We start from the raw sequence: 13,527 nt of genomic DNA on the forward strand, positions 1-13,527 counted from the left end.
ACACGAACCCGTGCAAGAGTACGAGCGAAAACAGCTCCTCGAGCGCGTCGGGCGCGAAGGCGCGACCGTCGGCGCGGACATCCCGGAGACGATCGCCGTCCAGGGCGAGGAGATCGACCTCCAGACGTTCGTCTTCGAGATCAAGCGCCGGGAGACGGTGCCCGCCGGCGAGCGCGAGCGCGTCGAGCGAGCGAAGAAAAACCTGCGACGCGAACGCCTCGAGCGAATCGAACGGATCGAGGAGGACGACATCAGCCGCGAAACTGGCGAGGAACTCGCCCGGAGCGTCGTCGGCATCGACCGCGCGTTGAACGCCCTCGAGAACCTGGGGTCGACAGACATCGAGCGCGAGCAACAGACCAAGCAAGCCGCAGACACCAAACGCTGGATGTCGTTCCTGCAGAAGGCCCTCGGCCGAGAAGATACTGCGACTTCACGAGGTGGCAGATAGTATGCTGAGCGCCGACAATCGGAGGCGGACGAGATGACGACCAACGCCGAACTCGCCGCCCGCTTCGAGGAGTTCGCGAACCTACTCGAGGCCGACGACGTCGAGTACAAACCGAGAGCGTATCGCCGCGCCGCAGAGAACATCCTGGCCCACCCCTCGCCCATCGCCGACCAGCTCGAGGCCGGCAACGAGGAGGCCGTCGAGAACATCGACGGCGTTGGAGACGCCATCTCCTCGAAGATCGTCGAGTACGTCGAGACGGGCGAGATCGAGGAGCTCGAGGACCTGCGCGATGAACTCCCCGTCGACATGGCCGCGCTGACCCGCGTCGAAGGCGTCGGACCCAAGACGGTCGGCTCGCTCTATCGCGAACTCGAGATTCAGGATCTCGACGACCTCGAGGCCGCCGCCGAGGCGGGCGAGATTCAGGAGGTCAAAGGATTCGGCCCGAAGACGGAGCAAAATATCCTCGAGAACGTCGAGTTCGCGCGGACGATCGGCGAACGGCAACTGCTGGGCGAGGCGAGGCCGCTCGCGGACGACGTGCTCGAGTACCTCGAGTCCATCGACGTGATCTCCGAAGTCGAAGTCGCTGGCTCGATCCGCCGGTGGCGGGAGACGATCGGCGATGTCGATGCGCTCGCGGCCACGGAGTCGGGACAAGAGGCGGTTGAGTCCTTCCTCGAGTGGGACTCGATCGACGACGAAATTGAGTCCGGCCCCGCGAAGGCGAGCGCGCGGGTCGGCGACGTTCGCGTCGATCTCCGCGTCGTCGTCCCCGAGGAATTCGGCTCGGCGCTACAGTACTTCACCGGGAGCAAGGATCACAACGTACGGCTCCGGAACTACGCGATAGAACGCGACATGAAGCTAAACGAGTACGGCGCGTTCGACATAAGCGAGATCGACGATCCAGATGGCGGTCAGCGCGTCGGCGACCGCGTCGCGGGCGAGACAGAGGAAGGGATGTACGAAGCGCTCGGCTTACCCTGGATCCCGCCGGAGCTCCGCGAGGATCGGGGCGAAATCGACGCCGCGGACGCCGGCGAACTTCCGGAGCTGATCACTCGAGACGACATTCGAGGCGACTTACACACCCACACCGAGTGGTCCGACGGCAACAACACGATCGAGGAGATGGTCGACGCCGCCGAGAAACGGGGCTACGACTACTACGCCGTCGCGGATCACGCTGACGGACCGGGCGTCGTCGGCGGGATGGGCCTCTCCGATACGGAGATCCTCGAGCAGATCGAGGCGATTCGGGAGGTTGATGCCGCGGTCGATATCGAGGTGCTCGCCGGGATCGAAGCTAACATCGACGCTGACGGCAAGATCGGCCTCGGTGACGAGGTTATCGACGCACTCGACGTGATCGTCGCCTCACCCCACAGCGCGCTCGATCAGGACTCCGAAGACGCCGCGGAACGACTCCTCCGAGCCATCGAAAACCCCGCGATTGACGTGATCGGGCATCCCAGCGGCCGCCTGCTCAACCAGCGCGAAGGGCTCGCGATCGACGCGACGGCGCTCGGGGCCGCGGCCGCCGAACACGACACCGCGCTCGAGGTCAACAGCGACCTGCGTCGGCTCGACCTCTGGGGAAGTGCCGTCCAGGCCGCACTCGAGGAGGGCGCGACGATCGCGATCAACACCGACGCCCACCAGCCGGCGACGCTCGAGTACGTTCGCTGGGGCGTCCACACGGCCCGTCGCGGCTGGGCGGAACCAGCGGACGTAATTAACACGTGGGAGCTCGAGGAGCTCCGGGAGTTGCTGCACTGAGTGTACAGAAACCGAAATAATCGCGTCTAAACTCGATTCAATGCGCTTTCTCGTCGACCTAATGTGCGGCGGAATCGTCTCGTACCTTCGAATGTGCGGCTACGATACGGCCTACGCCGGCGAGAGGGATCTCGAGGAGGACGACGAACTTCGGCGAGTTGCAGATTCGGAGGGCAGGGCACTGGTCACTCGAGATGTGGCCCTCTCCGAGCGAGCCGAGGGTTCGATCCTGCTCACCTCTCGAATAGTCGAGGGCCAGCTAGAAGAACTCGCCGCGGCGGGCGTCGATCTAACGCTCGCAGAAGAACCGGTACGGTGTGGACGATGCAACGGGAGTCTCGTGCGTGTACAACCGCCTTCGGAAGAGTTGGCGAGCGAGGTACCCGAATACGTTCCGGACGGAACGCGACCGATATGGCGGTGTCGAGCGTGTGGACAGTACTTCTGGAAAGGAAGCCACTGGGACGACGTGCGATCAACACTCTCGGAAATCGATTGAACGATCCAGGGCGAACAACGGCGGCGAAAGGGAGAAACGGCGCTGGGAGGAACGGCGGCTCGAGCACTCAGTATACGGAGTCGTCTTCAAACCGACCGTCATAGGCGATGTGATTCGCGTGCGTCGGCTCCTGGCCGGAGAGAAACAGTCGCTCGACTTTCTTCCAGGTGTTTTCGTAGCCGAGGTGGGCAAGTTCCGTCGCCGTCGTCTTCCACTTCTCGAGTCCGTCCGCGTGAACGATCCGTCTACTGGCGCCGTTCTCGAGCGCATCGAGAACGTCGGCTTCCGACTCGAGGTCGTCCTCGAAGGCCGTGTACGCGACACCGACCGTGCTCGGTACGTGGGCATAGGAGGACGTAAACGGCGGTATGGAAGTGAGATCCGCAATCTCGAGCGCTCGCCGATTCGTCGAGGGAAGATGCTTCGGATTGTATATTTCGACGGCGTCGATGACATCGTCGTACGCCCGGATATCCTCCTCCGTGAGGCCCACGTTCGCGAACTCGGGATGGGGTGCAAGCACCGTCGCATCCTGACGCTCGAACTCCGCTATCGCCGCCTCGAGCGAAATGAAATCGGGAACGGGCTCGGACAGCCCGAGCGCGAGGACGTGTTTGCGCTCGCGCCACGAGCCGGTGAACACTTCTCGAGCGGGGATGACGAGCAAGTCGTCGCTCGAGTGGGTTTCGGCTCGGCGTCGGATCTCGGGGAGCCGAGTGAAATGCGGTGCATACACGATGGCATCGAGTCCCGCTTCTCGAGCGTTCGCAACGACGTCTCTGTCGAGCACTTTAACGTGGCAATCAACTCGAAACTCGGCTCCGGCAGTCACGTCCGCCAGTTTCGAGACAGGGAAGTTATGGATTCTGATTCGTCAATCCCACCAATGTGTCGATGACCCGAACGGTCGAAAAGACCTTTAGGTGTCGTTGTCTCACAGGTACCAATGGTCTGGGATTGTGGAATCGATGGCTGTGGAGACGTCTTCGAGGAGGTCGAACAAGCAATTATTCATCAGGCGACCGAACACGAACGTCGTGAGTGTAAAGTATGCGGAACGATCGTTCCGGACGGATACCTCTCGATCCGCCACGTCTTTACCGACCACAGCCGCGCCGAGTACGTCAGAGCCTACAGCGCCAGTTCAGAGGACGTTCGAGAACGCGAGGACCTGCTCGAGGAAATCGAGTCCGTCGCGGATATGGAACTCATCGCGAACGAGTTGAAACGATGAAAAACATCGGTAACGCAGGCAAGTACCGAGCGCGATAGCCTCGAATCGAAACCGAGTTCCAGACCGCTGGCAGTTGCCCAATTTGTGCTACAGGCCCACTTTCGGGAGAGACTACCCTGCATTTCACGTCGTCGGATGGCCCCGCTTCGCGTCGGCAACCACTCCTCGCAAAAGTTAGTATAAAACTTCCTCGGCACTCGCTCCGACCTCACTCCGTTCGATCATCGCTCGCCCCGGCTCGCGGGTCGTTCCTCCCCGCTCACTACTCGAGGCCCTCACTCCGTTCGGTCACCGCTCGCCCCGGCTCGCGGGTCGTTCCTCCCCGCTCGCTACTCGAGGCCCTCTCTCCGTTCGGGCCTCGCACCGAGCAAACCGACTCGCTACCGCTCGTCGGAATCGAGCACACGAATCTGGTCGCCCCGAACCGTCACACGGCTAAATTTTACGTCGTCGGGTTCCCTCACTCCGTTCGGTCACCGCTCCTCGCAAAATTTAGTACAAAACGACCTCGCCGTTCACTGCGTTCACGCCGAGTAAACCGACTCGCTACCGCTCGTCGGAATCGAGCACACGAATCTGGTCGCCCCGAACCGTCACCGGAATCGGAACCGTCGCCTCGTACAGTTCGACGGTCACCTGATCCTTGCCTTCGTCGATACGCTGAACCTGTGCCTTCTCGCCCTTGAACGGTCCTGCGATGAGTTCGACGATGTCTCCCTCCGCGATCCCTTCGACATCCGGTTTCGGCGAGAGGAAGTGCTCGACTTCCGAGATATCGGATTTGCCCGGCACGATGCTCCGGGCGTGTGGAATATCCTCGAGGACACGATTGAGCACCGCGTTGTCGTCCGCCTCGACCATAACGTAGGAGGTCAACGAGTCGGGCGCGAGCGCGGCGTGGATATCCGGCTCCTCGCGGTTGATGATCATGTCCGCGACGGTGCGTTCTTGACTCGCGGTGGTTTTGACTGCGTAGATCGCCATTAGACGCCACCTGATCCAGTCAGGAGCAGCATGATTGCGCCGATGATGAAGCCGATGAATCCGACGAAGAGGATTCCGGCTCCGGCGATCTTCGAGACCTGCAGGAACTCGTTCGTCGTCGGTGTCGTTGCCATTTTCAACACCCTGACGTACGAGGTGAGATCGTACGGAACGTCCATATATGTGTATTCACAGTGCGCGCCCTTTTATCTGTCTTTCGTGTCCGGTTTGGTTCACTCGAGTGTACTCACGAAGCAGTTACCGTCTCGCTATCGAACCGTTTTGCTCGGGAGGACCACTGATCCTCCCTGGGGACGGAGATCAGGCGAAGGCGAGTTCGATAGCGAGACGCACCGTCCGATACTGCCGACAGTATGAGAATCGACTCACTCGACGTTGCAGATGACGGCACGTCGATCATCCGGCTGGCATCCCAACCGTCGGTATGGCAGAAGACGACACAGATCGAAAGGACGAGTACGAGGCCGAACGAGAAGCTGAGATCGAAGACGAACTCGAGCGAATCGATCGGGACCCGGACGAGGTCGACGACGGCGATGACAACCTCGGGACTCAGAACGCGCCGCGATCGGAGAACGAGGAGGGACTCGAGAAGGAAGAATCCGAGGAGTAAGCTCGTCCCGCGAAACTGGATTTCGCTCGGTGCAGTGCCGGAAAGTCGGACGGAATTCGCGGGCCGCCACCGATTTCGACGGCGAATGTCTCCCGCACAGCGCGAACCAGCGAACGGTTCGGACCCGCGAGCGGGATTCTTTTGCCCCCGGCCTCCGACCGTTCGGGTATGCAGGTCCACGTCGTCGCCGATGACCCGGTTCGAGCGGCTATTGACGCCGCGCTATCCGACATCGACGTTACCACACGAGACGCCGACCCGACAGCACTGGACGAGGCCCGGTTCGCGATCGTCAGCGATGTCGCCGGTTCGAACACCTTCGAGCAGGCGACCAACGCGACTCGAGCGGGAGATACGCCGTGGATCGCCGTCGAAATCGGCGGCGTCGGCGGCCATCCCATCGAGGAAGTCGACGCCGCGGTGTCCGGCTACGCCCCGGGAACGGGGTGTTTCAACTGCCTCAGCACCCGAGTTGCCTCGACGCGAGATACCGACGAACCGCCGGAGCAACCGAGCGCGGATCGAAGCGAAGCACGGCTCGCCGGTGCGATCGCCGGTCGAGAGTGCGTTCGAGTGTTCTCCGAGGGAGAGCGATCAATCATCGGCCACGTTCGAGAGCTCCCCTACGCCAGACGACACTACCTCCCGGTTCCGACCTGTGGCTGTCATAGCTCCGAGCGAAACCGAACGCTCGACCTCGAGGACGACGACTCGCTCGACCTCGAGCAGGCGGCCGACCGCGCCGAGATCGCGATCGACTCCCGGCTGGGGCCGGTGCTTTCGATCGGCGAAGTCGAGTCGTTCCCGGCTCCGTACTACCTCACGACGCTCGCGGAGACCGAGTCGTTCAGCGACGCATCCGCGTCGAAGCAGGCGGCGGGCGTCGACGAGGACTGGAACGCGGCGCTCATGAAAGCCGTCGGCGAGGGGCTCGAGCGGTACTGCGCTGGCGTCTACCGCGACGAGGAGTTTCGCCACGCGAGCGAGGACGAACTCGAGAATCCGGTCTCGCCGCTCGAACTCGTTCGGCCCGACGACGCGCCGTCGTTCGATTCGTCGACCGAATGTCGTTGGGTCGAGGGCGCGAACCTCGAGACCGGCGAGTCCGCACAGCTTCCCGCCGCCGCGGTTCAGTTCCCCCAGCCCGGCGACCGCCTCGTTCCGGCGATCACGACCGGCCTCGGGCTCGGTTCCTCGACCGTCGACGCCCTGCGTTCAGGGCTGACGGAAGTCCTCGAGCGGGACGCGACGATGCTCTCGTGGTACTCGACGTACGAACCCCTCGGGCTCGCCGTCGAGGACGAAACGTACGACGCCCTCTCCCGGAGAGCACAGAGCGAGGGACTTTCAGTGACCGCGTTGCTGGTAACTCAGGACGTCGATGTTCCCGTCGTCGCCGTCGCCGTCCACCGCGACGGCGCGGGCGCTCGCAACAAGAACGACTGGCCGCACTTTGCCGCAGGCTCTGCGGCGGCCCTCGACGGAACGGCCGCCGCCCGGTCGGCGCTGTCCGAGGCGTTACAGAACTGGATGGAACTTCGGGGAATCGGCCCGGAGGACGCGGATACTGCAACGGGCCAGATCGGCCACTACGCCTCGTTCCCCGAACCGGTACAGGAGTTCGTCGACGTCGAGCGGACGATTCCCGCCGAGAGCGTGGGTCCGGACCCGGTTCCCACCGGAGCCGACGGCCTCGAGGAACTCGTTTCCCGGACGAACGAGGCCGGACTGACGCCGTACGCGGCTCGGTTGACGACACGCGACGTCGAGGACCTCGGCTTCGAAGCGGTGAGAGTTGTCGTTCCTGGTGCACAGCCGCTTTTCACCGGTGAGCCCTACTTCGGCGACCGTGCGACTGCAGTTCCGGATGAACTCGGCTTCGAGCCGGATCTCGAGCGGGAGTACCATCCCTACCCCTGAGAAATCGTCGAAAAAGCAACGCCGGATCCGAGACGAGTCGCGCGTCAATCGGTTTTCGATAGAGCCAGTCCGCAACTCACTCTTCTTCGGACGGCCACTCCTCTTCGTCGAACTCCTCGGTTTCGTTGTCCTCAAGCTCGTCCCCTTCGGATTCGTTGCCGTCGAGTGCCGGCTCGTCTTCCTCGTCGGTGGATATCTCGAGTTCGAGATCGTCGTCGTAGATCGTTATCTGGATGAGCTGCGTCTCGTCCGTAACGGTCCCGACTTCGACCCAATCTTCGTCCCCCGACTGATCGATTCGCATCACGCGGAAACTCTGGTCGAACCCATCGAGCGACGGCGCGCTCACGCGTTCCCCGGGCGTGACGGAGTACCCCTGATCGTACGTCCCGCGGTCGGTTCCGCGCTCGATCGCCTCGAGTCGAATGTTGTGGGTTTGGTCGCTTTCGTTGAATATTTCGATCGGAACCGGACTTTGAATCTCCCCCTGAAAGTGCTCTTGAACGCCGTCGATACAGCCCGCTATCCCGACGGTCGCGAGCACGGCACCGGATCGAAGTACAGTACGGCGATTCACATCCGAGCCTCGGTGCTGGATCGTTGTATGTATTACTTTTCGAATCAACCGCTCGTTCACCTCGGTATCGTCGACTCGCTTCTACGCCGCACTCGCAACCATACTCCGGGTCCTCTCCTCCTCAAGGGACGCAGAGACGTTCTCGAATTGACCGTAAGAGACGGAGAGCCGGATCCGAAGATAACATCGTCCACTCGGCGCGGATACTCCCAGCCTCGAAAATTGAGTCTGCATCGCCGGACCAAAAATGTAATATAATTTAAAGTGTTGTATACTGTCATGGGAGATATTACCACCCAACCGAACGACCAGTACGGAAGCATAGACGACGTGAACATCGCTCCGGAAACAGGATGGAACGCACAGTACATCGGCGGCGAGTGGCGACCACCGGGTGATCGTGAAACCATCCGAGTGAACGCGCCGGCGACCCAGAGCGCGGTCGGTGAGGTTCCGTGTGGAACGATCGACGACCTCGACGAGGCCTTCGAAGTCGCCGAGGACTCACAAGGGGAGTGGGCCGACACGCCGCCCCAAGAGCGCGCACAGATCGTTTCGACGGCCGCACACTTACTCGAGGAACACATGGAGGAGTTCGTCCACCTGGTCGCGATCGAGGGCGGCGGGGTACGAGCGAAGGGGGGAATTCGAAGGCGGAGCCGCCGTCGGCGTGGCCTCCCACGCGGCCGGCATGGCGCTTCGCAACCGAGGCGAGCGCTCGGAGTCGACGGTACCCGGGAAGGAAAACATCGTCGTCGAGGAGCCGGTCGGCGTCGTCGGAGTGATCACGCCGTGGAATTTCCCGACGGTCCTCTCGATTCGGGCCGTCGCGCCCGCGCTGGCACTCGGCAATAGCGTCGTCCTGAAGCCGGACGAACACACGCCCGTCACCGGCGGATTACTGCTCGCTCGAGTGTTCGAGATGGCGGGACTTCCGGACGGCGTCCTCAACGTCGTCACGGGCTACGGCGACGATATCGGCGATCACTTCTCGGGTCACGAGGTCCCGGACGTGATCTCGTTTACCGGTTCGACCGAAATCGGCCGCCGCGTCGCGACCAACGCGGTCAAGAACTTCCACTTCCCGGCGCTGGAACTGGGCGGGAACAACGCCCACATCGTCACCGACGACGCCGATCTCGAGCTGGCTATCGAGGCGGGGGCCTTCGGCTCGTTCACCCACCAGGGACAGGTCTGTATCTCGATCAACCGACACCTCGTCCACGAAGATGTCTACGACGACTACGTCGCGGGATTGGCCGAAGCCGCCGATCACGTCCCGGTCGGCGACCCCCTCGAGGAGGGCTCGATCGTCGGACCGATCATCAACGAGTCCCAGTTCGAGGAGATGACCGCTTACCTCGAGGAAACCGTCGACTCGGGCGCGGTCGTCGAAGCCGGCGGCGACTACGACTTCCCCTACGTCGAGCCGACGGTCCTCTCGAACGTGACCAACGAGATGGCCGCGGCCTGCAACGAGCACTTCGGACCTATCGCGCCCGTGATTCCGTTCTCGAGCGACGAGGAAGCCATCGAACTGGCAAACGACACGGAGATGGGGCTGTCAGGCTCGGTTCACAGTAAGGATATCACGCGAGCGCGAGATATCGCCGCGCAAATGGAAACCGGTATGGTCCACATCAACGACCAGCCGATCAACGACGATCCGCAGGCCCCCTTCGGTGGCGTCAAGTCCTCCGGAATGGGCCGGTACAACGACCAGTGGATTGCAGACGAGTTCACCACCACGCGCTGGATCTCCGTCCAGCACGAACCTCGAGAGTACTGAACGGCCATCACGAGTGGACCTCTCTGAACGAGCTCCCGATCTCACTCGTGGACACGGCACGTTCGAGCCGATTCGTGATTCGAGGGCGACGAGTATTTTCAAGGCGGAGCCGTTCGTTATTCGAACGATGGAGAAAGTCTCAATCGAGGCGGTCGACAACCAGCCGAACCCGATGGCGGCACAAACCGTTCGACGGCCGGTGTCGGACGCGCTCGGGACGACCGACTTCGCGATGAACTACTTCGAACTCGAGACGGGCGAGTCATTTTCCGGCGGCTACCACACCCACCACGATCAAGAAGAGGTATTCTACGTCCTCGAGGGCACGGCAACGTTTGAAACCGAAAACGGCCAATTTTCTGTCGAGGCCGGCGAGCTCGTTCGATTCGCCCCGGGAGAGTTCCAGCAGGGAACGAACGAGGGCGACGAACCCGTCGTAGGCTGGGCCTTCGGCGCGCCCGATTCGAGCCACAACTGGGAGGATATCGAGTCGGTAATTTACTGTCAGGACTGTGAATCCGAAACCAAACACGGGCTCGAGATCACGGACGAAGGCGGATTCCGCCTCACCTGCACGGAATGCGGGAACTCGATTACGGTCGCTTGAGCAGGCCTCGAGCGAACGAGTAGATGAACGACAACAGAAAGCCGGAACGGGCTCCCGATACTGCAGAAATCATAGCACGTTGCTCCCGATGGGGCTCGACAGTACTACTTGGTGAATTGACTACTCGTCAGCTGGCGAGTAGTTCGGCGCTTCGTCCGTGATCACGACATCGTGGGCGTGGCTCTCTGCCTGTCCGGCCGCCGAGACGCGGACGAATTCGCTTCGCTCTTTGAACTTGGGAATCGTTCCGGCACCGACGTATCCCATCCCCGACTGCATGCCGCCCGCGAGCTGGTGGAGCTCGGATTTGAGCGTGCCCTTGTATGGCGTCGCCGCTTCGACGCCTTCCGGGACGTACTCCTCTTCGTCCTGCGGTTCGTCTTTCAGGTATCGGTCGCCGTCGCCCGACTTCATCGCGCCGACGGATCCCATGCCGCGGTACTGCTTGTATTTCTTGCCGTTCATCGTTACGACTCGACCGGGGGCCTCTTCGGTCCCCGCAAAGTACGACCCGAGCATCACCGCGTCGGCACCGGCGGCGATCGACTTGATCGCGTCGCCGGAGTATCGAATTCCGCCGTCGGCGATCACCGGAACGTCGTGTTGACTCGCAACGTCTGCGACCTGCGAGACGGCGGTGATCTGTGGCATTCCCGAGCCGGAAACGACTCGAGTCGTACAGATCGATCCTGGGCCGATGCCGACCTTGATGCCGTCGGCGAACTCGACGAGGTCCTCGGCGGCCTCCCGCGTACCGACGTTGCCGACGACGACATCGGCGTCAACGGATTCTTTGATTTCTCGAGCGCCTTCGATGACGTTCAGGTTGTGAGCGTGCGCACAGTCGATGAAGAGGATGTCCGCGTCCGCTTCGTCAGCCGCGGCGGCGCGTTCGGTTTCGAACGGACCGACGGCGACGCCACAGCGGAGTCGGCCGTCGTCGTCGCGGACGGCCTCGTTGTACTCGCGGCGCTGGAGGATTCCCTGCATTGTTACTAATCCGACGAGGAGGTTCTCGTCGTCGACGACGGGAACGCGTTCGATCTTGTGTTCGTACATCAGATCGAAGGCTTCGCGCGCGTCGATATCCTCCGGTGCCGTGATGACTTCGTCGGTCATCGCCGCGGTAACGGGGTCGTCCTCGTTGACCTCGAGGTGCGGTCGAATGTCCGTACTCGAGATGATACCCAGCACTTCGCCGCGTGTGTTGACGACCGGCGCGCCGCCGACGCCTTCGTGGACCATCATCTCGTCGATCTCGCGGACGCTCATTTCTGGATCGGCCGTCACGACCGAGTCGGTCGGAATGATGAGTTCGTCGGCGCTTTTGACGCGGTTGATGGCTTCGACCATCTGGTCGACATTCATGTTTCGGTGGAGCACGCCCAGGCCGCCGTGGCGAGCCATCGCAACAGCCATCTCGCTCTCGGTGACAGTGTCCATCGCCGCAGAGAGAATCGGAACGGAGACATCGACAGATTTCGAGACGCGACTCGTCAGATCCGCATCGTCGGGTTCGACGCGGCTCTCTTTTGGCCGTAGGAGCACGTCGTCGAAGGTCAGCGCTTCCGGTACTTGGAGCTTCGAGGAATAGGTCTCGTGGTCAGGAACGTCGTTCGCCATGTAAACTGTCCGGAATCGGGAGCCAAAAACGTTGCGTGTTGCACTTTCAGCCCTGTATAACGTGAACGACAACCACGGAGACAGTCAGCGGACTCGGCTGATACGAGGCTAGCTCGAGACGCGAGTAAAATCGAAATTCGAGACGGATCGGCTCGAGTTCACCAACGGCAGAATTTAACGAATGCAAACCGGATGAGGACAGTCGTTCATTACCGTCACGAAATGCACACTGTTGTCGGACGATCCGCCGAGTGCTGTAACCAGTTCTCACACAACGTTTATTAATAATGCAGGACTCCGGTAGAGTATGTTCGCTGTGAGTTCCACCACGGCCCGAACCGGTGATCAGATGAGTATTCTCTCCATCGCACCGTTTACATTCGGGGTTTCGAAACTCACAGCAGGCCAGAAACGCTCGAATGACTGGCTCGCCGCGAGTCAGTCTGGGCGGGACCGCCGGTTACACTCCCATCTGGCCCCGGGTCACGGCCATCGTTCCTGATTGATGAGCACGTCACAACACCCGGTTGCGCTCAGCCTCGAGCGATTTGCCAGCGACGACGCGAAGCTTCTCGCGCTGGTCATGGCACTGCCGCTAATCGACGGCGTCTTTCCGGCGATGATCCTCGCTGGCGCGATCGACGACCCGCTCGGCGCGATTCAGGTCGGACTGCTGATCTTCGGCGGCAGCGCCACCGTCGCCGTCATCCTCGCGGAGATGAACGGGTCGCCTCGAGAACAGGCGGCCATCGTGCTAGTCGTCGGCATCCCGCTGATTATCCTCGCCGCGATACAGGCCGCGCTCGCGCCCACGATCGAGAGCGTGCTGAATATCGTCATCTTCGAGCGTTTCGCGGCGCTGGTCATCGCGGCCATCGCGGCCCACACCGCGAGTGCGACCGTCGGCGAGTACATCCCGAACCCCGGTATCATCATCGCGCTCGGACTCCTCGCGAGTCTTGACCCGAGCGGCGCCGCGCTGGTGTTCGACGCCGATCCGTCGCTGATCGCCAACGCGACGCTGGCGGCCACCGTCGGCGTCCTGTTCGCGCTCTCGATCGCACTCGGCGGTCCCTACCTCCGAACCTACATGGACATCGACCGATTCCGATTCGGAAGCGCCGTCGCGTTGGGTCTCCTCCCGCTTTCGCTCCTCGGGATGGCCTTCGGCGAAGCGCCGCTTGCGGCCCTGATCGTCGCCGCCGTGCTCTCGATCGATCCCCAGTTCGACGGCGAAGCCGCTCGAGAGACCCTCGGAAGCGATGCGCGACCCGATGGCGGCAACGAGGAAGAACGGGCCGACTCGAGCGAACCCAAGGTCCCCGAATCGTCCGAGTCCGACGATGACACCTACCCCGGCGACGACTCGACGGACACCGCCGGCCGAGCCCCCTGGTTGTGATCGAATCGTAACGGCTTTAGGG

General features: G+C 62.1%; 13 protein-coding genes and 1 pseudogene. 9 read left to right on the forward strand and 5 right to left on the reverse strand.

What is annotated here, in order from left to right:
• Positions 1–10 precede the first annotated feature (10 nt).
• The 3 genes from ACYQ14_RS15465 to ACYQ14_RS15475 are packed head-to-tail and all read left to right on the forward strand — an operon-like array spanning position 11 to position 2,735.
• Positions 11–451, forward strand: a complete 441-nt coding sequence (locus tag ACYQ14_RS15465; protein WP_283835201.1) for a DUF5788 family protein — start codon at positions 11–13, stop codon at positions 449–451.
• A gap of 33 nt (positions 452–484) precedes the next feature.
• Entirely contained in the window at positions 485–2,236 is a 1,752-nt protein-coding gene (gene polX, locus ACYQ14_RS15470; RefSeq protein WP_459889286.1) for a DNA polymerase/3'-5' exonuclease PolX, read from the forward strand.
• A gap of 40 nt (positions 2,237–2,276) precedes the next feature.
• The gene (locus tag ACYQ14_RS15475) at positions 2,277–2,735 is read left to right on the forward strand and encodes a Mut7-C RNAse domain-containing protein (protein WP_459889287.1); all 459 of its coding nucleotides are present in this window, start codon (positions 2,277–2,279) and stop codon (positions 2,733–2,735) included.
• Positions 2,736–2,802: 67 nt separating this feature from the next.
• Here the strand turns inward: ACYQ14_RS15475 and ACYQ14_RS15480 are convergent, their stop codons facing one another.
• On the reverse strand, positions 2,803–3,567 hold the full coding sequence (locus ACYQ14_RS15480; RefSeq protein WP_459889288.1) for a PHP domain-containing protein: 765 nt from the start codon (positions 3,565–3,567) through the stop codon (positions 2,803–2,805).
• A 114-nt stretch (positions 3,568–3,681) separates the two neighbouring features.
• Here ACYQ14_RS15480 and ACYQ14_RS15485 point away from each other — a divergent pair, with 114 nt between their 5' ends.
• On the forward strand, positions 3,682–3,969 hold the full coding sequence (locus ACYQ14_RS15485; protein ID WP_459889289.1) for a DUF7565 family protein: 288 nt from the start codon (positions 3,682–3,684) through the stop codon (positions 3,967–3,969).
• Between the two features lie 546 nt (positions 3,970–4,515).
• On the opposite strand, the gene ACYQ14_RS15490 is transcribed toward ACYQ14_RS15485, so the two are convergent.
• Both ACYQ14_RS15490 and ACYQ14_RS15495 read right to left on the reverse strand, forming a co-directional pair.
• Positions 4,516–4,953 carry a transcription elongation factor Spt5 gene (locus tag ACYQ14_RS15490; protein WP_283835205.1) on the reverse strand — a complete coding sequence of 146 codons (438 nt, stop codon included), beginning with the start codon at positions 4,951–4,953 and terminating at the stop codon, positions 4,516–4,518.
• Entirely contained in the window at positions 4,953–5,132 is a 180-nt protein-coding gene (locus tag ACYQ14_RS15495) for a protein translocase SEC61 complex subunit gamma (protein WP_283835206.1), read from the reverse strand. Before ACYQ14_RS15495 ends, ACYQ14_RS15490 begins: the two co-directional genes overlap by 1 nt.
• A 266-nt stretch (positions 5,133–5,398) precedes the next feature.
• Between ACYQ14_RS15495 and ACYQ14_RS15500 the strand changes: the two genes are divergently transcribed.
• Both ACYQ14_RS15500 and ACYQ14_RS15505 read left to right on the forward strand, forming a co-directional pair.
• A complete protein-coding gene (locus tag ACYQ14_RS15500; RefSeq protein WP_459889290.1) occupies positions 5,399–5,587 on the forward strand; it encodes a hypothetical protein in 189 nt (62 codons plus the stop codon).
• A gap of 168 nt (positions 5,588–5,755) precedes the next feature.
• Entirely contained in the window at positions 5,756–7,507 is a 1,752-nt protein-coding gene (locus tag ACYQ14_RS15505) for a YcaO-like family protein (RefSeq protein WP_459889291.1), read from the forward strand.
• 76 nt (positions 7,508–7,583) lie between these two features.
• Here the strand turns inward: ACYQ14_RS15505 and ACYQ14_RS15510 are convergent, their stop codons facing one another.
• Positions 7,584–8,084 (reverse strand): hypothetical protein, encoded by a 501-nt coding sequence (locus tag ACYQ14_RS15510; protein ID WP_459889292.1) that lies wholly within the window; start codon positions 8,082–8,084, stop codon positions 7,584–7,586.
• A gap of 279 nt (positions 8,085–8,363) precedes the next feature.
• On the opposite strand from ACYQ14_RS15510, the pseudogene ACYQ14_RS15515 reads away from it, so the two are divergent.
• Both ACYQ14_RS15515 and ACYQ14_RS15520 read left to right on the forward strand, forming a co-directional pair.
• Positions 8,364–9,873, forward strand: a pseudogene (locus ACYQ14_RS15515) (aldehyde dehydrogenase family protein).
• 127 nt (positions 9,874–10,000) lie between these two features.
• Positions 10,001–10,480 carry a cupin domain-containing protein gene (locus ACYQ14_RS15520; protein WP_283835211.1) on the forward strand — a complete coding sequence of 160 codons (480 nt, stop codon included), beginning with the start codon at positions 10,001–10,003 and terminating at the stop codon, positions 10,478–10,480.
• Positions 10,481–10,600: 120 nt separating this feature from the next.
• On the opposite strand, the gene guaB is transcribed toward ACYQ14_RS15520, so the two are convergent.
• Positions 10,601–12,103, reverse strand: a complete 1,503-nt coding sequence (gene guaB / locus ACYQ14_RS15525) for an IMP dehydrogenase (RefSeq protein ID WP_459889293.1) — start codon at positions 12,101–12,103, stop codon at positions 10,601–10,603.
• Between the two features lie 505 nt (positions 12,104–12,608).
• On the opposite strand from guaB, the gene ACYQ14_RS15530 reads away from it, so the two are divergent.
• A complete protein-coding gene (locus tag ACYQ14_RS15530) occupies positions 12,609–13,505 on the forward strand; it encodes a DUF5794 domain-containing protein (protein ID WP_459889294.1) in 897 nt (298 codons plus the stop codon).
• The last annotated feature ends 22 nt before the right edge of the window (positions 13,506–13,527 follow it).

This window comes from Halostagnicola bangensis (genome assembly GCF_054653435.1).